Origin of the sequence: Allorhodopirellula solitaria (assembly GCF_007859855.1) — a bacterium.
Classification (GTDB): Bacteria; Planctomycetota; Planctomycetia; order Pirellulales; family Pirellulaceae; genus Rhodopirellula; species Rhodopirellula solitaria.
The window spans coordinates 5,875-28,797 of the sequence record NZ_SJPK01000002.1; the positions used below are offsets into that span (position 1 = coordinate 5,875).

Sequence of the window (22,923 nt, forward strand, 5' to 3'; positions counted from 1 at the left end):
CTACAAAAGCCGTGACATGGCGATGTCGATAGCGGATGACTGATCCTTCTCTTCATCCTCATCGTCGTCAGTCTGCTGGGCAGCGACAAGCCGATCGAGGACGTCTGTCTCGACTTGCGTCGATGCCGTCGAATCGACCCATTCGTCTTCGCTATCGAAGACTTCGACCGCTACCGTGGCGACAGCGTCTGCCGCCGAGGACTCGGACACAACAGGTGCTGGGACGTTACCAACCGGTGCGGCGGATGCTGCGGCCGGTATCGGTTCGGCCGAACCACCCGTCGTGTCACGGCGGTTGAGCTCATTGATGATCTGCAGAACATCGAGCTCCGAGATAACCCGATTGCCGGACACATCGAAGTAACCCGCACCGTATTCGTGCCCATCGGAGGACAGGTAGGAATCCGGTGGCACGGGGTCATCGATTTCGACTACCAAATTCTCCGCTGGCGGAATCGTGGCTCCCAACGCGACGGCGTCGGAATTGCGATTCAGGAAGTTGATAATCAGTAGTGCATCGAGTGCCGAAACCGCCCCATCATCGTTGACGTCGTATCGCGTATCTGGGTTCTGCAGACGGCTGGCGACGACCTGGATGCTAACCGTTGCCAGACCACTGCGTCGGCCGCGGGTGTCGGCGACCGAGTAGTCGAACGAATCGCGACCGGTGAAGCCAACTGTCGGCGTATACCGCACGGTTCCGTCGGGCAGCGTGGTGACGGTACCAGCAGACGGTCCCGATTCAATCTGCACGCTCGCCAAATCAAAATCATCGTCTGGATCGGTATCCTGGTCGTTGTCGAGAATCCGGATAATGATCGACTCACCGGTGTAGGCGACCCCGGTATCGTCTCGGACGATCGGAGCGGTGTTGGGGCTGATCTCAACCCGCCCCTCTTCGCTAATCGCACCGAAGTCATCTTCGACGGTGTATCGGAATTCATCCTTGCCCGGGAATCCGGTGAACGGCGTGTAGACAATCGCTCCGGTATCGGGATTGACAGTCACGCTACCGAACGCCGGTTGGCTGGTGATGGTGACGGTGCTCGGATCAATCGTACCGTCAATATCTTCATCATTGGCGAGGACGTCGATGGTGGTCGGCCCGGATGGGCTGAGCGTCGGCGTATCATCCTCCACGATGGGTGCATCATTGACACCCGAGACGTTCACAGTCACCAACACGCTGTTGCTGACCCGGTTAGGTGTGACGCTGCGTCCTTCGATATCGGTGACGGCGTAGCTGAACGAATCCGCAAGAGCCGGTGAGTCCGGACGGAGGGCTTGCAGTTCGCGAGACTCCGACGGGTCGTAGGTAACGATACCGGTCGCGGGATCGAATCGGACAATCGCCCCACGCAGACTGCGTTGGACCAATGGCATGGACAGCTGTAGTTCATCGGGCGGGGTATCGCCGAGGTCGGGGTCGACATCGTTGGCGAGCAATTGCGATGCGGGGATCGTCAGCACCGCGTCTTCGGTCGTCGGGTCGAGTTGGTCACCAACAGGAACCGGGAAGTCGTTGACAGGCAGTACAACGATATCGAGCGTTACTGCGGCACTTTGAGCACCCTCGGAATCCGTTGCCACCACTCGGACCTGCGCTGTGCCGTTGGCATTGGGTGCAGGCGTGAAGGCGAGGACTCCTGAACTGGAGATCTGCGGCTGACCGTTACTGCTGAACAACGCCGCGTCGCTCGCTGAAACGGGCGTCACGCTGAAGGACACCCCTTGGCTACTCTCGTCGGCGGGGCCTGGCGAAATACTCGTGGCCCAGGTCGATGAATACGGACCGCGATCTTCGAACACGGTGACCTCGCCACCGGGTACGAACGCAGGCGCGTCGTTGACGGGGGTGACGTTGACGGTGAACGTTCGAACATCCGATTCGTTAATGTCTCCGTTACCGAGGTTGTCGGGGCCACCATCGAAGAGCTGGACCGTGAACGTCGCCGCCCCGTTTGCATTGGGAGCGAGCGTATAGTTCAACGATGCCGTCCCGCCATCTTCGATGATGGCATGGGGTGCGACGGTGAACAGATCCTCGTCCCCACCGATGGCCAGGATTTCGAAATCCAGTGGCTGGCCGGGAGGGCCGATTTCATCGTCGGCACCGGGAGGGCCGGCTTGCACGTTGGTCGCCCAGTTCTCGATCGTCACGACGCCACGACCGGCTCCCGAATTGGCGTCTTCATTGCTCGTCACATCACCGGCACCACTGAACTGCGGTGCGTCGTTGACGGGCAAGACATTGAACGTGACGGTACCCGTCGCGATCTGAGGATCGCTGTTGGCAACTCCGCCGGTACCCAAGGGGACCGTGACGCCGTCATCGGTGACGGTGTAGTTGAAGTTGTCGGGACCGACGTAGTTGTCGCGAGGTGTATAGCGGAAGTACGGGCTGCCCGTCGCTGGGGTCACCAACTCGAGCGTACCGCCCTGCGCCGTCGTGACGGGAATAGGCTGGGTCAAGGACAGCGATTGGTTGCCACCGGGAACAATATCGGCGGCTTCGTTATCGGGTCCGACCACGAACACGTCGAGCAGTCCAGGCGAAGTCCCGTCCCCATTGACGAGAACGTTCATCGAACCGCCCTCGGAGATATCGAAGCTCAGCGGGTTGGTAGCCGGAGTATCGAACTCCGGTGCAATCGCAGGTCGATCGTTGACCGGCCGGACATCGATCGTCAACGTCGCAGGAATCGATGTATTCAGATCGCCACGGCTGGCATCATCGCTGCCGTCGTCCTGAAGCAAGATCGAAAATTCGAACGTACCATAGACATCCGCAGCCGGTTTGTAACGCAGTTGCCCCTGCAAATCGACGGTCGGCATTTGATCGAAGTATTCAGCGGCATCGGCATCGTCGAAGGACAGGCTCGAGATGCTGAAGCTCAGATCCTGGCCACTGCCAGAATTGATCTCATCAAACGCTGACTGTGCAGGACCTGCTGAAATTCCGAACGCGAATCCATTGATAACCTGTTCAGGACCGTCTTCAGCAACCTCGTATTGCAGGTCGAGCGTGGAGAACTCGGGTCGGTCGTTGACCGGATTGAGGTTCAGTTCGACGACCGAGGTCGACGTGAGCCGGTCTTGGATCAGCGATTCGGTTTCCAACGAGTAGGTCTCACCACCGCTAGGATTGTCATCGCGAACGGTGTACTCGAAGGAATCCACTGAACCGTTGAAGTTATTGAAATCGGTTGGAGGTGTGTACAGCAAACCGATCAACAGTGGATTGCCGCTCGCGTCCACTTCGGTGGTCGAGAACTGGCGAGCCAATGTGCCGCCTAACTTCGTTGTGTCAGGGAAATCGAACAGCTCGAGCACCTGAGGTCCACCGGTCGGCTGGTCGTCGGTACCATCGACCGTTTCGTTTGCAGGTCCCACGTTATACACGTCGAGCAAACCAAGGCGGGTGTAGTCACCCACGGTGACCGTTCCCGAGACATCACTTGGCAGGGCAATATTCTTGTCCACGGGGATGAAGTAACTGCCCGTTAAAACCTCACCAGGCTGGCTGGGGTCAGGCCGGGTGTTGTCTTCCCTCAGGGTGTACCGAATGGTTGCCTGATCATTGAACCCGTCGTTGTCTGTATCACTTCCCGTGGTGACGCTGTAGGCCTCATCAGCGTTGGCAGAATCGGTTGTCCCAGCGATGGTCGGATCGATACGTGGCCGATCGTTGACTGGCCGGACATTGATCGTGACCAGCTGCGGCTCGGAGAGTGACGTCGGATCATCGACCTCAAAAGCGACAATCCTGTAGACCAGCTCTCCGACTTGATCCGGTGCGGGGAAGACGGTCAGCGATCCCTCGGTCGATCCTGGGGTGTAGTTGATAACCGGCATGGCGTCCATCACCGACGGGTCGCCCGAGACCAGTTCGGGATCGAGGAAATCAACCTCCTGCGTCTGAACCTCATCAAAAGCATCATCGGGACCCGCAAAGATCTGCGAGACAAAGTCCGGGATGGTGGTGGAGGAGAGGTCGTCTCGTTCGAGCACGTTGACAAACATCTGACCGTCGAACGTCGGCACGTCGTTGGCCGCGGCCACGGTGATCGTCAGTGTGCCTGACTCAGAAACTTCCGGCGGAAGGTTCTGCACGCTCGCCGGACTTGGGATCGTCGTCAGTCCATCGTCGATGATCTTATACGTCAGCAGTTCATTCGGAGCGAATGGCAACTGTTCGTTGTAGTTCAACGGCGGTGTGTAGTAGATATTGCTGAAGTATCGCAGGGTCTCGCCATTGACAACCTCGGTGGAGATTTCGAAGCGGAAGATACCGCCTGAATCGCTTTCGAGACCGGCTTCATTGGGACCGAGCGGCGTGAGCGTACCGATCAAGTTTGGGTCCGCCGAGACGAGATTCGTATCGGTTTGCAGATTGAGCGTACCGGCAGCCGTTCCCACCTCGATGATTCGCAGGCCAGGGGTCTGCTCGCTCTCGTTGAACGGGGCGGGCAATCGGGAATCAAAATCGCCCGGTGCGTCAGGCAACTCGCCCACACCAGCCTGATTGATCACCTGGAGCGAAACCCGAGTGAAATCAGCGGGGACGCCAAACGCTCCCACGTCTGCAATCGCTCCCAATCCGACCAGACGAAGCTGTTCTTGCAGTGCCACCGCGACTTCGGATGCGGAGCTTGCAGAGGAAAACGCCACCGCGAGGTCTGCACCGATCGAGGGCGTCCCGCTGGTGTTGAATTCGACGATCGTAGCGTTCCCGGACGCGTCGGCAATCTCGATCCGTTGGCCGTCGATCAACTCCGTTCCGGCAGGCACCAGCACGTTGGAACCGTCGATTTGGATGCCGCTAGCGGTTTCGTCGAGCGAGATCGTCGTGACATCGGTGAGCGTGACTTCCCACAACTCCATCGTGACCACATTGGCGGAAACCGCAGCCGGGTTGGGTGCGTCGGTCGCGTTGATCGCATCCGCGAGCCGGGCCGACAAGTCGACAGCGGTGTCACTGGTTTGGAAGGGTACGAAGACGTAGGCCGAATCGCTCGCGTCGCTACCGAGCCCGAATTCGACGATCGTCATGTCACCAGCAGCATTCTCGATCTCGAGAAGCTCGCCGTTCTGCAGCATCGATCCGGCTGGCATGATCACATCGCTGCCGATCACACGGATCGCCGATGTGGCCGCTTGTGGATCAATCGACGCAGCGTCATCGAAATGCACCCGAACCTGGGTCTGCGCCGTTGCGGCGGCCACAGCGGTCAGGCCTTCGGTGGTCATCGCCGCTGCCAGTGCCTCGGCAATTTGCTCGGACGTATCGGCCACGGTGATCGCAACAGGGACCGCATCAGCGTCGACATTGCCCGTCGTAGTGAATTCGAAGAGATAGGTATCCCCATTGAGATCAACCACCTCGACTTGCTCGCCATCGCCGAGATCCGCACCCGATGGGATCGCGATCGCTTGCCGCGCCGAATCGACAGTCAGACTGTTCGTCCGCGGGACTTCGGTGATGATATTCGCGTCGCTGAAATCAACTTGGTCGCCCGCGGCGGTGCCACCGAATCCGATCGCTCGCATCGCCTGCTCAAGACTGGTGGCCAAGTCGGCCGCCACATCGCTCGGCGAGTACCGGACCACGCGATCGACTCCCGCAGGAACGACTCCGGTCGTGTTCAACGCGATCGCCGCCCGCCGTCCATTGGCGGCGGTGAAGACCAATGTCTCACCATCGAATAGCTCGTCAGCGTCGGGCAGAATGACTGCGTTGGACGTGACAACGATATTGGAATCCACGCTCGTGGAAGCTGGCAAGTTCGCCGTAATCAGATCATCCGCATCGATCGAGATCGAGGTCGGATTATCGGTCGTCGATTCGGTCATCCGCGCCAAGCGGTCGTAGGCGACTGGTGCATCGTTAACCGGAGCCACGAAAATGGTGGACGTGATGGTCGACGTGCGACCATTGACGTCCCGCGTGCCGCGATCATTGGCATCGAAGACATCGTCCACATCGAGACCTTCATCGATTCCACTGTCCATGACCGTGTACGTGAAGGTGATCTCGCCGTAGATATCGTCCGCAGGCGTGAACGTGATCATGCCCGTGTCGGGATCGAGCGAGATGGAACCACGGCTGAGCGTGTTCGCATTGGCATCATCCAATCCGACCGCGACCACACGAATGTCTCCATCGTTGCCATTCAACGGATCGGTTTCATCGACGGCGCCCGCTGGGCCCGCTGCGTCGTTGTCGAGCAGGTAGGCGGCCGAGAACACCAACGTGGTGTCCTCAGTCGGAGTCGGCCGGGTCGCCGGATCGCTAAAGAAGTTCAAGTAGCGATCATTAGGAGCTCCCGTCGCGTCGGTCAGCCCGACGTAATCGGCAACTGGAACCGGCGCGTCATTGCGTGGGACGACGCGGATGGTCACTGTGGCCGTGGCCTCGCTGGCGGTGACAGCCTTGCGGAGGAACTGATCTCGCTCACCACCGTCGATGTAATACGGGTCTGCACTGAGGTCATCGCTACCGAGCAAACCGTCCGCTTCGAGATCGGCTAGGTTCGTCTCCAGGTCAGAGGGCAGCTGTGAGATGCCGTCGTCGAAGAGCGTGAAGGTGAATTCATCGAGCAGCAGGTCACCGACCGCACCGACATCGCTATTGAAATCATCGGCGGGAGTGTACAGCAATCGCGTGATCCACTGCGGGTTGGCTGCATCGTTGAACTCGGCAACCAACGTGCCGCCCTGTGGCGTCATGATCGTATCGCCACTGCCGCCCGCGGTGATCGAACCGCTCGCGGTCGTGACCGAACGAACCAAGATGGTTTGGTTGGACTCATCCAGCGGAGCGTTGGATTGATTGGGGTCGTAATCCGGAATCGCCGAAGCGACCAAATCATCCGCCGTGATCACCAGTGTCGCGTCGCCGCCGTCACGGGTCGGTTCGAAAGTAACAAAGGTCTCGTCGCTGGCTCCTGGATCGTCGTTATCCGGGAGAACATTGATCGTCACCGTTTCAAAGGTGATCCCGTCCAGGTTTTGGCTGTCCGCATTCTGTTGAGTTGACAAGCGATATCGGAACGTATCGACACCGTTGAAATCCTCCGGTGGCGTGTAGAGGAACGATCCCGTCAGGTCATCGCCTGGGGTGGATCCCTGCATCGTTCGATTGACTTCCAGGATACCACCAGCGGGCGTTTGGTAGACCAGAACGTCGTCACCGGGATAACTGGTTTGGTCCGGTTCAACGAAGATCCGCGGCAGATCCACGAAGTAACGAACCGGCAGAATCTGCGATGCGAAATTATCGTTCGTGAACAGTGTTTTCGCGTTGATATCCAACGGCGGATCGGCTGCCGAAAGCGACGAATCGATACGCAGAGGCGTGTCTTCGACAGCGATGAATTGATCCCCGTCTCCCGATGGCACCGGCAGCGGCACACTTCGCACGCTGACCTGGTAGTCCTCGACTTCGCCACCGATCGTCACGCCGGTAGGACGCGTGTTCCCGGAATCGCTCAAGCGGATTCTCAGCCACGTGTCTTTGTCCGTCACGGTGCTCGGCGTGACAATGCTGAGCGTGTTGATGCCATCAACCACCGGCGTATTCTTGAGCACCTGTTCGGATCCGTCTTCGTCGAAGACGCCGTTGCCGTTGAAGTCGATCCAGGCATCGACCAACCCGCCGCCGGTCACGTAGACCTCGACATTGGTACCGGCCGGGTCGGCAGGGTTGAGGAACCCGAAGACCTGATCGGCCTGCGATGCGTCGAACGTCGCACCGTTATCGGCATAACGTCCGAAGAAGTACGCTGGTGCGACCCCGCCACCTTGATTGAACGTGACGACGGATACACCGTCCTCATCGTCAATAGCCGTCAACAGCACCGATGATCCGTCGGATTCATCGATATCGGCCAGAATACTGCCGCCGAGTGTGCTCAGGTTGGGACGGATCGTGGCCAGCAACGCTTCGGCAACCTGTTCCGTCGTGAATGCCCCCGTGATGAGCACGGGAATACTGCCCGGTCGTGGGTTCGAAGTCGGATTGACGAACTCATAAGTGAGAGTTTGGTCGTCGGTACGCAGATCAATCAGCTGCCCCGGCGACGGCACATCGGTGAACGTGACCGAGAGCGAATGAGGATCGGAATCGTCAACGGTGAACGCTGGCGAGAAGAGACTCGATTGCGAACCAACCATCAGCTCAGGCCCCGGTGCACCACCGGCCGTGGAATCAATCTCGATCTGTTCTGGGTGATCAGGGTCGATGGTCGCCGTGACTCCAGTCACGTTGGCGTTCAATGCAGCCAACAGCGTTGCCGCGACGTCACTGGTTCGATCGCCTGCAGCAATCGGAATCGTGATCCGAGGGGGAACTGCCGTCGTGCCGTCGGAGATGAACTGGAACGCGTAATCCGTTCCCCCCACCGACAAGGTGAGTAGATCGCCCGATCGAGGCACGCGTGTGATGGTGATGCGAGCCAAATTCGGTGTGATCAGATCAGCAGCTGTCGCGGCGGCGCCAACCGACTGAAGCTGATCATCGGAGACACCGACACCGCTATCGACAGGTTGCCCGTCGCTTTCAGTATCGACTTGGAAACCGAGCCGACTGCCTTCGGTGCCACCGGTGATCGCGTGTCGTGCCCCGTTTCCAGGAACGTAGTTCGGATCGGTCGGTTGCAGGTTGGGTGTCGGTGATTGCAGGAAGGTCCCATAGGACGCGGGGGCATCACCGAAGTCGAAACGCACATCCGGCATGATGATCGTGAAGCGTGTTTCATTGTTAGGCCGTGTGGGACTGACGGGGTTCCCCGCGAGGTCGGACACGGCTGCGATCGTTGGAGCGACCGTGCCTGCATCATCAACACCACCTCGGCTCACCACGTTCTGTGTTCCTGCGAACAACAACACACCACCGCCAGGCGAGAACACGTCGACGTTGACACCCGCATCATCGATTGCTTGTTGTAACTTCGTCGCCACGGAGACGGCTGGGAAGGAATCGCTCGGGGTATACTCCACAGCGAACGCACCGCCACTGACACCATCGATCACCAATGCGTCTGCAGCCACCACGGCGGGACCGTCGACCACATCGACAGTCGTGAAGTCCGTCGCGGTTTCACCGAGCGTGATCACTGAGCCATCACGTGTGACATTCTGCAGTGTGCTGCCCAATGCCAATTCGATCGCGGACTCGAGCGCCGTGGCGATCGCCGTCGGATCGGCGTCCGCAGCGACGACGACCGTCACATTGGCCGACGTGAGCTGCGGATCCGTCGTGAACTCGAATGTCTCCGAGGTGCCCGCGACATCGATCGTCACAGTGGAACCATCGATACTCGTGCCGGTTTCCGTGTCAGGAATCGTGATCTGGAGACCACCCGTCACGCCGGGGTTCCCGGTCAGTGAGAGGCTAGAATCATCCAGTTCAACAGTATCGCCGACGAGCCCGCCGACCGAGACCAAACCGTCGCCAATCGCTACCGCGTCACTCAGGTTCAGATTCGAATCACGCAGAGCCGTCGCAATGGAACTGGCGATTTCGTCGGGCGTATCAGTACGGTCAAAACCGACTCGGCGTAGCGTCTGGGTTTGATCGGCCGGATCGAACGATCCATCTGAATCCAGTTCGAAGGTGACCGTTTGAGCCCCCCGCGTGTAAGTGAACTGCTGGCCATCGACAACCGACTCGATCGCGCCGCTTTCAGTCAGACCTGAGGATACGTTGCTGATATCGACGTCGTGCCCGGGCAGAGTCCCGAGTTGGATGGAATCGTTCCCAACGGCTACCGGTGCCAAGCCGAGCAGGTCAGCGTAGTCCACCGCACTGGCAGGACTGCCAGCGAACTGAGTGGGATCGAGGACTCGCAGAATCGCATCACGTATCTCAGTGACCGTTCCAGTCGCCGCGAGCGGAATCGCTACATTGGCACTGGCAACCGCGCCCGTCGTATTGATCTCGAAGGTAACGCTCTGCGAACCGTCCACCGATGTAATCGTGAACGTATCGGTATCTCGGAAACCGGCCTTCGTATCGGTGACCACTAAGGTTTCATTTTGCGGCACACCGAGCGTGTAGCCACTGTCAAACTCGAATACGCTCTCGCGTCCGGTATCATCCGTCACAACCACTTGGTCGCCGTCAGCGATCGAACCGCCCGAAGGCAATTCAACGACGCGGCGCACCTGGTTATTCAGCGTGACTTCATACACGGAGTCTTGGTTCCATACCCCAGCGAGCGGTGTCAGCCGAATCGTGCGACTGTTCTCGCTGTATCCGAATGTGAAGTCCCGACCAGGCAGAAGCTGACGTCCATTCTCAGTGAGCAGAACGGTGTCGGCAGTGATCGTTGACGCATCCAGCCCCGTGCCCGCTTCATCAATCAACTGAATTTCAAAGAAGTTGACGAATTGATCCGAGTTCACCAGACGAACGAATGATTGTTCCGGGTCGGTATCGCCGACGGTGTTTGGATCGGTCGGCGAACCGGCAGCGTCCAGGTTGGGTGCATCGAATGGATTATTGAGCACAGCGTTAGGACGACGAACATCCGCACGGTCGACCGCACCGCGGTCAATGAACACGTTCGAACCGGTACCGCCACCAGGCGTGCCGGCAATTCCATCGACACGACGTTGACCATAGATGTCAACAGACGGCGCCAAGATCGGCGACGGCGGCAAGCCAACAGGCCCTTTGACGGTATTGGCAAAGTCGCTGCGGTCATCGAGTGAATCGATTGAATTATCAATCAGAGAACTACCGGCGGCCGGAATATAGATCGACCGCGAGGCGTCTTGGAAAATGTCTGCCAGATCGACGTTGGTGCCGAGCTCGATCGAGCTATTGGCGATTGGCAACGTGCTGTTGGTACCATTGTTGGCAAACAGATTGCTGCCGGTCCGTGTCCCAGAAGCGGTTTGAGTATCGACATCGATACCATTGCCCGCTCCGACAATGACATTATTGAGCAATGTCGGTGCCGCCCGGCCGCTGACCGAGATCCCCACACCGTTGCCCTCATTAACGATCGTGTTGTTGATCACACGACTGAACAGACTCGGCGTGCCCTGTTCACCATTGCCGTAGTCACCGCCACCGATTTCAATCCCGATGCTCCCGGATCGCTCGACGACATTGTTGACGATCACGGCACCAGGTACCAAACCAAATTGGTTGACGTTTCGCAGCAACTGTGCACTACCTGGCAAACTTGATGAGTTGCCGACCTTGCCCGAATCAGCATCGACAATCGTCGAAATCCCGACGTTGGCTGAATCGCGGATGAAGTTGTCAGCAATGATCAGTTGCCCCTGATCATCGACACTATTTTGATCGGTGATGCCGAAGTGATAATCGACCATCAGAACGTCACGTTCAGGCACGCCGGGATCACCGGTCGGGCGAATGGACATGAAGTAGTCACCGAGCTGCATGTCATTGCCGCTCGGGAAACCGCCACCGGCATAGGCACCAGCACTACTGATGATCACATCGTAGTATCCCGATCGAGTCGGGGTGAACTGCAACGTCGCGCCCTCTTCGGTTTCCCCGACTGCCAGCGTCGGCGAATTGAATCCCGAGAACGCGGGGTTCCCGCTACCGTCTTGAGCGAACGCGAAGTTCAACTCCGTCGACGTGAACTTCGTGCCCTGTTCCACAATCGCAATGAACGGACGCTGCAGACCCGCGCCTACCTTGAACAAACCAGTCGTATCTAGATCGATGTCGATCCCCTCTCCAGCCTCGAGATACACTCGCACGCTATCGAGGTCAAACGTGGGATCACTGGCGAGAACTGCGCCGTCATCGGCATCACTTCCCGAAAGGATACCGATGTTCACAGCATCACCGATCTTGCCCGTCGCGAACAATGTGTCACCGCTAACGTAGCCCGGGACCGCCGATTGAGCGAGCTCATCGTCGTAGATCACGTACTCGGTTGCAGTGGACGTGTTCGCGTTGTCATGATCGACGATCGCGACGCGCCGGCTTGTGTAGCGGCCTTTGAACGTCTCTTCGGCGTTGAGATCGAGCTTCAACGTCCGTTGTGATCCTGGGTTGACCACGATGTCGACCGAAACAGGTCGGCGTTGCAAGTTGTCATCGAGGACGTAGGAGTTACCGAACAACTCGACACGAGACGACGTCGACGTTCCGCTATCGCTGCTATCTCCAGTGGCTGCCGAGATCGCGAGCGTGTCTTGAGCTTGACTCGAATTGATCGCATCGCGAATCGACGCAGCGACCTGAGCCTCGGTATCGGCGGGATCAAATGGCACGGGAACGTGGCCCGAATCCGGTGTCACACCGGTTGCATAGCGGCTGTCGAATTCAAACGTCAGACGATAGGAACCATCATCGAGTACGAACGTGTCGCCATCGAGCAGATTGCGGCCCGCTGGCGCGACAATCGTGACAGCCCCATCGACCAGTCGGTCGTTGCTATCGAAGGATCGGCCGAGGGAACGCTGTTCGTCCAACTCCAGGTTGATGGGATTGTAGTCCTGGGGCACCGCGTATTCGTCGGACATGCGGATCCCGAGTGAATATCCACCGACGAGAATCTCGTCAGCATGTTCGGGCTGCACCGCATCACCGCGGGTGTCAGGCAGGTACGACGGATCGAGGACAAAATCAGAGTTCCCGGGTTGCCCGCTGTAGTTTTCGTACAAGACCGCTTCACCACGCTCGGCCATACCGATGATGATGTCGTCGATATAGACGCCCGCAACCTCGTTATTGCTAGCGCCAGCCGATTGGCTGCTGTTGAAATTATTGGGCGTTCCGAGCCCGAATTCATCGCCAGGCAGTTCCATGTTGAGACCGTAGGGTCCCGGATCGAGAACTGGCGAATCACCCGATTCGGGGAGATAGATTCGGACGCGGTTGCCACCGGAGATCTTGTAGTTGCTCGTATCGGCGGTCGTGCGGTAACCGGCGTTCTGAGCAGCGATCGTGCCCAGCGACGCTACCAGAGCACTCTGCAGCTGCTCGGCGACCTCACTGGCATCCATCACTGCGTTGGTGATCACCGGTACGGCGCGTGGCACATACTGGAAACCAGATTGCCGCGTCGCTTCCCAGGAGACAATTTTTGAAGCACTGTCGGCCACGGAAATGGACGCCGCTTCGACAATGAGAACCTCACGTCCCGAACTGCCGAACATCTGTGGAGCGAGGGCCGGGTCGAGCGCCGCCAGGAATTTCTCAGCGATTTCCTGAGGCGTATCCGTAGCGGAGTAAACGATTTCGTTAGCAGCCCCCGTGGTAGCCGTCCGGAAAGTGTACGTGCTGCCGGTAGCAGCGAGAGGTGCGTCTTTGCGGAAGACGGTGATTGACTCACCATCGGTCAGATCCGACGCGGCTGGAAGCGTTACCGGCACTCCATACGTATCGACAACCTCGCTATCTTGCGAGGTAATCGTGGGCTGGTTCGCTAAGACGTTCGCAACCGGGTTGGCACCGGTGATCTCGAATCCATCGGTCGTGGTTGATTCAACCGCAACGAGCCCGGGAGCGACGCTCTGCAGCTTCGTCACCACGAGAGCTGAGACATCGGCTGCGGTCATCGACTCGGTGAAGTAGACCGAAACATGGTTGCCCGAAGGCAAGTCGCTGCCCTGACGAACAAAGCGGACGGTAACCCCAGGAGCACCGTCGGCATCCAGGAAGATACCCTCACCGCTGCGGAGGTCCGCACCGGCAGGAACCTCAATCAGGGCGGGCGTGTTCGCCGGATCGAGATTGGTAATGACGATCTGCGAAGCAGCAGCCTGCACGTTGATCGCGACACCTGCCTGCAAGAAGTTCAGATTGCCGTCGGCGTTGACGAACGTCGCTCCGGCGGGCAGGGCTGCAGCGATGCGAGTGGCGATCTGTGCTCGGCTCTCGCCCGACAATGCGACAATTTGAACATCGCCGCTGGTGTCGGCGGGATCGATGGTGCGGACATACCGGAGCGTGGCCGCAGGCTCCGAGGGAAGGTTAATGGTAACTCGTTCTCCCACCGCTGCTTCGTCACCACTGGGGACGAGCAGTTGCTGGAAACTCCCTGAGAACTCTACCGGGTTGGCTTGACCACCGGCGAGTTGTCCGTCGACTTGAATATTCGTCGCAGCCAATAGACTCAGTCGTCCATTATCATCGACGCGCGGCCGCATCGGACCGGGGACCGCTGCCGCGACTGCCGTGGCGACTTCGCTCGCCGTGGCGGCTGGGTCGATCAATACCTCAACGTCCGCTGCACCGGGCGTGAGCGTGTCGACGAAGGTCACGTTGACCGTTCTCTGCTGCGGACTTGCGGCGGGATCGAGATAGGTCACCTGGAATGAATCACCAGCGACCAAATCTGCGCCACTAGGCAGCTTCACATCCCGACCGACAACAGTCTGCAATGAAGAAATGCTACCTGCAAAGTTACCGCTGCCGTTCTCAATCTCAGTGATGTCATTGTCAACGAGCTGTTCCCCAGCGACACCCACTAATTCGACCGAACCGAACTGGGTCCGCATCGAACCCGCGGTGCTGAAATCGAAGCGGATGCGAGCGTTGCTACTTCCCGCCAGCGGCGAGAGATCGACCCGAACTTGCCGCCACTGGTCAGCGGCGTTGTCGTCAAAGATGGTCTGTACGGCAATGCCGCTATTCACATACTCGTCGTACTCATCATTGTTGGGCAGTTCACGAAACTCATCGTTCGTCGCGAGCAAATGCCATTCGCCGTCATCCCCGGATGCGAAAACCCGGAAACTATCGTGTTGGGCCCGATTGAGGCGATAATCATCATCGTCTTCGACGTCGATGTTGTAGGTGAAATATAGGGTCGGCTTGTCGCCAGCACTGTATTCGCTGAGGTCAATGAAATCGGAGATTGCCGATCCGTGGCTACCGCCCGGGGCGATCTGGCCGAGGTTGCTACCTTCGGGCCGCGCGATCGTATTGTTGTCGGCATTGTTATCAATCTCGAACCCAAAATACAGACTCGAGCCACCGGTGGTATTGAGGCGGCTGCTGTCGTAAGGAACCACATCGCCGTGACCTGCATCACCAGAGCGATCATTCGTCGTGTGCCAAGGATTGACCTCCAGATTGCTGAACGCCAAACCACTCGTCTGGTAGTTGATTCCGCTGTCGAAACCGGGTTGATCACCGAGGAACCGGAGCTGAACCGCCGATCCACCGTTGTAGAAAACGTTCGCCGGTTCGGTCGTTGGCATGCCCGCTTGGTCGGTTCCGAGCGTGAAGGCATAGAGCCAACCATCCACCGTCGTCGCAAACAGCATGTCCGCGTACGCACGATTTTCAACAACCTGTGGCCCCAGAGACAAACCCGTAAACAGAGGATACTGCTCGCCCGTGCTGGGGTCCGTGCCGAGGTTCGAACCGGGGTCCGCGACGTGATTGGGATCCGCTGTCAAGTATCCGTACTTGGTCGTCGGGATCACCCGGCTATAGCCATCATCGAAGAATCCCTCAGGTGCATCCTCGGTTTGGTCGGGATCGAAAACATGCACGCCACCGAGATCGGTCACAGCGATCAGGTCGCCGTTCAAGTTATTATTGAGTGCAGCCAGACCCGTGATATCACCACCGTCACCGCCATTGGCAGTTTCAATGAACCCCGTATCGACAATCCCGTACTCCCGCTCGTCCGACGCCGGACCCATCGTCGTTTGGTAAGGAACGGTCGCTGAATAATTGTTGTCCGCGTCCCCATTCAAACTACCACGCGAGGTAATCTCGCCCGTACCGCCAGCAGCTTGGTAAAGAATGTTCGTGCGGAGTTCGACGGGAACTCCATTGCGTCCGCCCGAATCACGGTTCCCAACAACCCAGAAACGCTCGTTGTTGTTGTTGATTTCGCTGCGGTTGACCGAACCGTCTTGAGCACTGCTATCACTCCGCTCGAACGTCATCGCGTTAACGATGTACTGCGCGTTCCCATCGACTTCAGTATTGTTTCCAGCTTCGTTCGTTTGACGGAACTCGATGCCGTCATCACCAGCCTGGGTGACGGCTGAATCAGCAGGGCTGACGTTGAGGAAGTTACCCGTGTTGCCGTTCGAGGGATTGTTAGGCGGCAAGTTGTAGGTCATCAGTTCGCCATCACTCCGAATGGCGATATCACGCGTTCGTGGACCGTAGCTACCGATCGACCGTTCGACCGTTCCCGTAAATGGGTTGAAACTCGCCAGCGTGCTATCGTTACTTCCCGTTCCACCGATCAGGTTCACGAATAGTCGGATATCGTCGAGAGTGTAGGCAATGGGTGAATCGTCGCCGAAAGCCGGCTCGATCACCGGACGCTCGGCGGTATAGTCATCCCAACGTGAGCTGAAGAAGCCGGACTCATCCAAATCGTCGCGACTGACACGCCGAACCGAGTTGACCGGCATCAAACGCACGTCCGGATTGACTGGGTTGGCCTCAAAGAACTGGTTCAGCACCGCAGGCACGGCAGCTTCGCTGCTGACGGCGACATAGTAGACGCCTTCAGGCAGTTCCACGGGGCCGATGAACGCATCGAGCGTCCCGGCAGACCCAGCCGCGAGATTGCTCATGTCCACACCCTCGAGCGGACGTCCTTGATCATCGGTCACGTTGCTATCGCGGCCAACCAAAATCAAGCGTCCCTCCGAGTCATACACTGACAACACGGTGTTGGCCCGTGCCAACTGGTCGGCATAATCAATATCGAACGTTGCCGAGACAAAGCGGTTCTCGCTGTCGAACGTATCCGGCTTAAGCTGCTGGGCACGCAGTTCTACCCGGTAAACGTCAACATCTTCGAGCCTGATGTCGAGCGACGTATTGCTCAGGTTTCCGAGTTCCCCCGTGACGGTGAGTGCACCCCGATCGGAGGTCAACAGATTGCCGAGATCCTGCGCATCGGCAGGATCTGCACTCAGTCGCGTGTCGACTGTTTCGCGAGTTGATTCATCACCGCTGTTCTGATCGCCCGGCGTGGGGTCCACGTACACTACCGACTCACCGACATCGCCCACCAAGGGGCTGTGCATCGGCGTGCCGCTGACCGCGATGGCATTGGTCGCGTAGCGAATGTCCGCCCCGCGGACCGTCGAACCAGCAACCTCATCGGCCTCCTGGAGACGGATCCCGAGCTCGTATTGCCCTGACGTCTCGGCGTTGGCGCTGTGCACGCGAACGTAGTAGTCATTCTTGGCATCGAAGTTACCTGGCAAGATGACACGGAAACCGGCGTCGAGCGTATTGGACGATTCCACGTTGCCACTGGTCAGTCCGGTCGACAGCGCACGCACGTCGCTCTCGAGCACACCGTTCTGCAGCGCCGTGTTGACGTAGATGGTCTCGCGTCCATTGGCCTCGGCGAACGAATTGTCGCTGCTGGCGATCACCACACCACTGTCGTTGACCAGCTCCACCACGGTATCGAGTCCGGGCGACGTCTCGTCGATATCAAAATAGACGGCCGTGCCGCCGGCGGCGCTGAACCGATAGGTATCAATGTCGTCTTGGGTAGCGAGCGTCCCTCGAATCGTGAACCCGAGCCGCTCGTTGTCGTCCCCAGTCGTTTCACCGGTGGCGAGTGCACCGAGAATCTGAGCATCGACAGGATCGCGGTTGGTCGTGATCGCACCAGCATCGCCGCGTTCGTTCTCGTACACGTAGGCAACATTTCGATCATTGATATAGGACAGCAACTGCAGCCCTTCCCAATCGCCGGCTGATGCCGTATTGATCTCATTGCCGTTGGCGTCGACGGGCAGGCCGGTATTGTTAGTATCTCGTTGCGAACGCCCATCCGGTGTGAACCCGGCACCGATCGTGCTGTCATTGATGCTGGTCAAGACAACCGGGAATCCAGGGGAACCGAGCACCTGCAGGGTACCACCGATCCGGTCAATGATATCAAGCGGGCGTCCACCGCCGACGAGGGATCCGTCCTCGGTGAATTTCACGACCAGTGATTGGTCGGCATCGCTGCGCAGGCGGATGGCACCATAGTAGTGCTGAGTCATCGAATAAATCGATCCTTCGACGACATGCACAATATCCGTGTCATCCCACACGCTATCCGTGGTGACAATTTCGCTGCGGACGCGCATTCCATTGAGATCATTGCCCGCAAGTTTATTGTCGAGCAGCAGCGGGCCCTGGTTATCAGGACGATCGACAAAGCGGTCGATCATACCGGTGGAGCGGCCGGGGTCGGTGACGGCTTCGAACGTCAAGGCATCCGGGTTAATACTGATCGCCGCACCATCGCCATCGACAATCGTATTGCCGATCAAGATGGGTTGAGCACCTCGGACAAAGATCGTTGCGGCATCATTGAAACCGCGTCCGACGCGAGTGGCAAACGAACCGGAATCGGCACCGATACCGTCGACATCTTTGCCGTCAGCATTAGAAACGAAGCTCGAATTAACGACCCGCACATCGGCTTGCAAGATTTCCAGAGCATTGAACTTCGTCAGCCCGCCCTGCACGGGGGCTTCCCCACCGCCGTAGCGCACGTCCACATGATCGAGGCTCGCCGTGACGCCTTGACGCAGTTCAATTCCACCCCAATCGCCAGCTTCACCTTCGCTGACGCCATCATTGTTAGTGTCAAAAGTGCCACCGACGCCATACTCGTCATCGGATTGAGAGGTGAAGACAATTGGGCTTCCCTCCGTCCCCTCAGCATAGAAATCAGCACCGAAGGTGGCTTCGATTCTCGCTGTGCCGAGCTTGACAATCGTGCCTGGATCGATCGTCAACCGAGCGTCGAAGCGCGCCAGTAGTTTCGATCCACCATCGGCATCGGCGCCGAGTTTCCGGCCCAACAGCGAACCGTCCACGCTCTGATCTCGAGCATCGTCGAGCAGTGACGTTTCACCGTGTCGCAGTTCGGCGACGAGGAAGTAGTCTCCGCTGCTAGGGTCTCGGCGGTACACGTTGGTACCAATGAACCCTTCCGGTGCAACGGGGATATTCGCGATTTCGATGGCCGCATCTTGACCCGTGACGACCGTGGTGGTCGCGTTACTTGCCCGGGTTTCACCACCGTAGGCATCAGCAAAGGTAATGCGATAATCGATCGATTGGTTCTCGTTGAACTCACCTTGCCCGTTGAGCCCCGTGACGGTGATCGCGGTCGCTTCCGGGACCGCCTGGATACTCGGCGAGCCACTCTGCGTCTGGCCCGAATCGACGTAGGTACTGGTGCGGCGATCGAGTTGATCAACGAGTTCATACTCAATCACACCCGCGACGAGTGTGCCACGATACAACTTCCGGCCGATGTACTCCGCTGGTGCCGTGGGGAGATTCCGGAGCGTCACCGACCCGCTGCTATCGACCGCATCGGTGACCGTAACCGAGCTCGTCGGCAAACTGACCAACGACTCGTGTCCTTCCCGAGTGACGAAGGACAGCACATATTCATGCTGTCCGGCCGCCAGGTCTCCGGTCGTCGATGGCGTCAAGGTCACACTGCCCACACTCGGTCGATCTTCGAGTAGAACCGGGCCACCAGGGGCACCGGCAATCGTCAGCGCTTGACTGATCACGTGGACGACATCCGTATCATCAAACCGAGCGCTCTGGGTCAACGTTTCCAATTCGCCACCCGCTGGCGTCGTGACACGAATGAACAGGCCATTAGTCGTGTTTTCGACCAGCACGTTGCCCGAGATTTCAGGACCGACCCGGTCATAATCGCTCGTGAACAGGCCCGCGTTCTGGTAGAGCGAGGTGTTGAAGTTATCTTCACGGAAACTGTTCGGGTCGGCGCTCATTGCAGCACCGGCACTGAAGGAAATCGTGTTATTGATCAGAGTCGGGCGGCTCTCGCTCATCTGAATCGGCGCGACCACATCGGCGCGCAGTCCAGCCCGCCCGCCACCGTATCGCAATTCAGTGTGGGAGACGTAATCGAGGAAGATTCCCTGACGTTCCCAAACCTCGCGACCTTCGGCGTAGTCGACGTCGTTGCGTAAATCGATCCCCGCCCAATCGCCACTGCCGGGCGTGGTGTTGATCGGGTTGGTGTCGATACCAACGTTCTGATCGTTGTAACTCGTGAAGACGACTGACGACGTCGGCGTACCGAGCACCTGAAGGGCCGCGAGTTCTCGGTTCGGGTCGATCGACTCACTGCCGACACCAATCTTCGCATCCTGCAACTTCAGCAATGCCCCGGCATCGATCATCACGGTCACGCCGCGTGGCACATCGAATGTCGCCCCGTCGGCGAGCACGCTGTTGTTGGTGCCGCCCCGCCCGAACTCGTAGGCGCGGTTGTCTTTTTGAGCTTCGAAGGCTTCGTTAACTGCCGTATTGGGATCGTCTACCGCGGTTACCTGGCCGTCGAGTCCGGCCGAGGGCAGCAAGCGCACGATGTCACCGGGCTTCGATTCCGAAAGCGCCTTCGATACGGTGCCATAGGGTGAATCGAGCGAGCCATTGTTGCTGTCGCTACCGTCGCTGTCCTTGGTAACGAAGATGGTACGGACTTCGCTAGCATTGGTCGTCGCGGGCGCCGTACGGAACCAGAAATTGAAATCGCCCCCGGCCGCTCCATCGGCATCCCCATCCAAACGCGTTCCGTTGGCATCCACCAACGCATCACCACTGGCTGCACCGAAGGATGAATCAAACGTCATTCGCAATTCATAATTGCCTTCAGTTCGTCCGCCGTTGCCCGTATCCTCTGAGGTACCACTGTAGGCATCGTTCCCGGTACTCGTCACTCCGACGATGTAATCGCCCGCAGCCAAGTCGACTTGCAGGTGGGAATCGTCACCGAAGGAATCATCGTTCCGGGCAATCAGCTCATAATTCGACGTGCCACCAGGTCCTGGCGTGACGCGGTACAGTTGCACGAGGGTATCGAGCAAGCTGACGTCGTCGAGCCGCTGGGCGAACGTTTCGAGTGACAAGCGACCGAGGACCGCATCATCGGCGATATTGTCGTCGATCGGCGGATCAATCGTGAACGAGTAAAGATCGACATCGCTGCTCTCGGGGCGATGGAGCGATTGGCCGAGCGTGATATCACTCTGGCTGAGGAAATCCGGTTCGCTGGGCAGGGTTGGAAATCCAGCGACACCGCTGGGTCCGCCATCACCATCGTTGCTCTGCGTTTCACTGTTAGGTTCATCCGGGCTGCTGCCACCGGCGGCCACGCCATCGGGCAGTTCAAACAGATCGCCCACACCGAGCAAATTGCCGATCCCGCGCAATCCTTCGACGAACCAACTCGGACGTGAATCGGGCGACAGACCGTAGCCGTCGTACCAACCTTCGTCAGCTTCGAGCACCAAGACCCCGCGTGATGGGTCGCGTTCGTTGACGCGGTAGAGACTGTATGGGGTGCCTTCGCCTGCGCCGGTATCGGCGGTTTCTTGGATTGCCCGCAAATCGCCCGTGACAATTTGCAATCCAGAATCACTCGTCTCCACGAACCGCACGCCGAGATGCTCTTCATAGAGATCGAGGATCTCGCGTGTCCGCTGTTGCTGCGCCGTCGTGATCGCGTTATCGAGCGGGTTTCCGTTGGGGTCTTCCCCGTAGAGTTTGGCAAAGTTGTAAGGGAATATATTGATCCCAGTGTTCGTATCGATCCGACCAACAACACTCGCATCACGTCGCTGATCGCGCGAACCGGGGGCATCATACGCTCCGGGCCACGGCGGCACGTAGGCGCCGGTGTTCTCAATCGAACCACCACGCAGCAACACGCTCTGCAGCCCATCGGACGGCGAAAAGTGAATAGCCTTCTCAGGTGATTGCCCCGCGTTGGCATCGTTGACGAAGATATCCGAGCCCGCGAACGTGTCATTGAAAGGAACGTTGATCGGGTTGCCTGAAGCATCGACAACACTCGCCCCTTCCGCAGCCAGATTGTAGAGAGTGGGCGCATCGGGGAGCGAGTCACCGCTACCCACCCGCAAACGGAAAGTGCCAACACCGTCGGTCCGTCCTGTGAGCACCGACAGATCGTCGGTGAACTGCAACACCGCCATGGATTGCGTTGGATCGTAGATCACGGTTTCTGGTTCGAGGCGCAGGTCGTCGGTGTTGTCGACCGTGTCCTTCGTCATGAAAAGTTGATAGAACTCAGGCCGGACGACAGGCAGCCCGGAGAGAGTTTGTCCCGAAGGCGGGTTCGGGTTATTGGTGATCACACCCGCGTTCGGATTCGATAGCGGATCTTCATTGAAGTAGACGTGGATTTCGTTGCGAGCCTGGACTCGGTTGCCCGCGGTCCCCGAGATCGGTTGCGGCACGACAGCAACGACCTGCGCCCCGACTTCGACCTCAAAATCGATATTCAGAGACGGCGTCGCCGAACTGACTTGGTCGGCCGGCAAGATCGGGTTTCCATCGGTATCACGCAGCGCGGTGATATTGGTATCGACCGAGTCGCCATTGGCGAAAACGTCTTGATTATTGACATCGTCATAACCGGCGATCTGGATCCGGTAGCGATCGTCCGGCAGAGCTTCGACGAAACGCGACACCACCACCCGGTCGCCGACCTCGTCATCCGCAAACCCCAAGAACCCAGGCTGGATCAATACCTCGTTGCCATCATCGAACGTCCCATCACCGCCCGAGCCAATGACCCGGATCCCCTGCAGTGTGTTTCCATCGAGCTGGGAGGTACCGTCGAAGCGGAAGGTCAATTCGCGAGGCGCCGAATCGAGCCGATTCTCCACACTCGTCCCATCCAATCGAATCTGCGACACCGCGCCGGCTTCCACGCTGACCAACCGCGGCCCACTGATGATTTCAGCGGCGAGCAGTTCCCTGCGTTCGAGGGTTTGGTGTTGCAGACGACGCGACGTGTCCGTCGTCGATCGCCGCTGGGCAGATCCGGTTCGAAGGCGGGAATCTCGCCGAGCATTCTTACGGGAAATGCTGCGACCGGCTCGTGATAGTGGGTTTCGTCGGTGGGTCATGGTCGA

The 22,923-nt window shown here is 58.6% G+C and carries 1 protein-coding gene; it reads right to left on the minus strand.

The window, feature by feature from the left end:
* Complete coding sequence (locus tag CA85_RS03565; protein WP_146389956.1) at window positions 1-22,917, minus strand: tandem-95 repeat protein; 22,917 nt, start codon at window positions 22,915-22,917, stop codon at window positions 1-3.
* Between the last annotated feature and the right edge of the window lie 6 nt (window positions 22,918-22,923).

Coding starts and splice junctions, on each gene's coding strand:
- CA85_RS03565 (WP_146389956.1), bottom strand. CDS start 22,917: ATGACCCACCGACGAAACCCACTATCACGAGCCGGTCGCAGCATTTCC.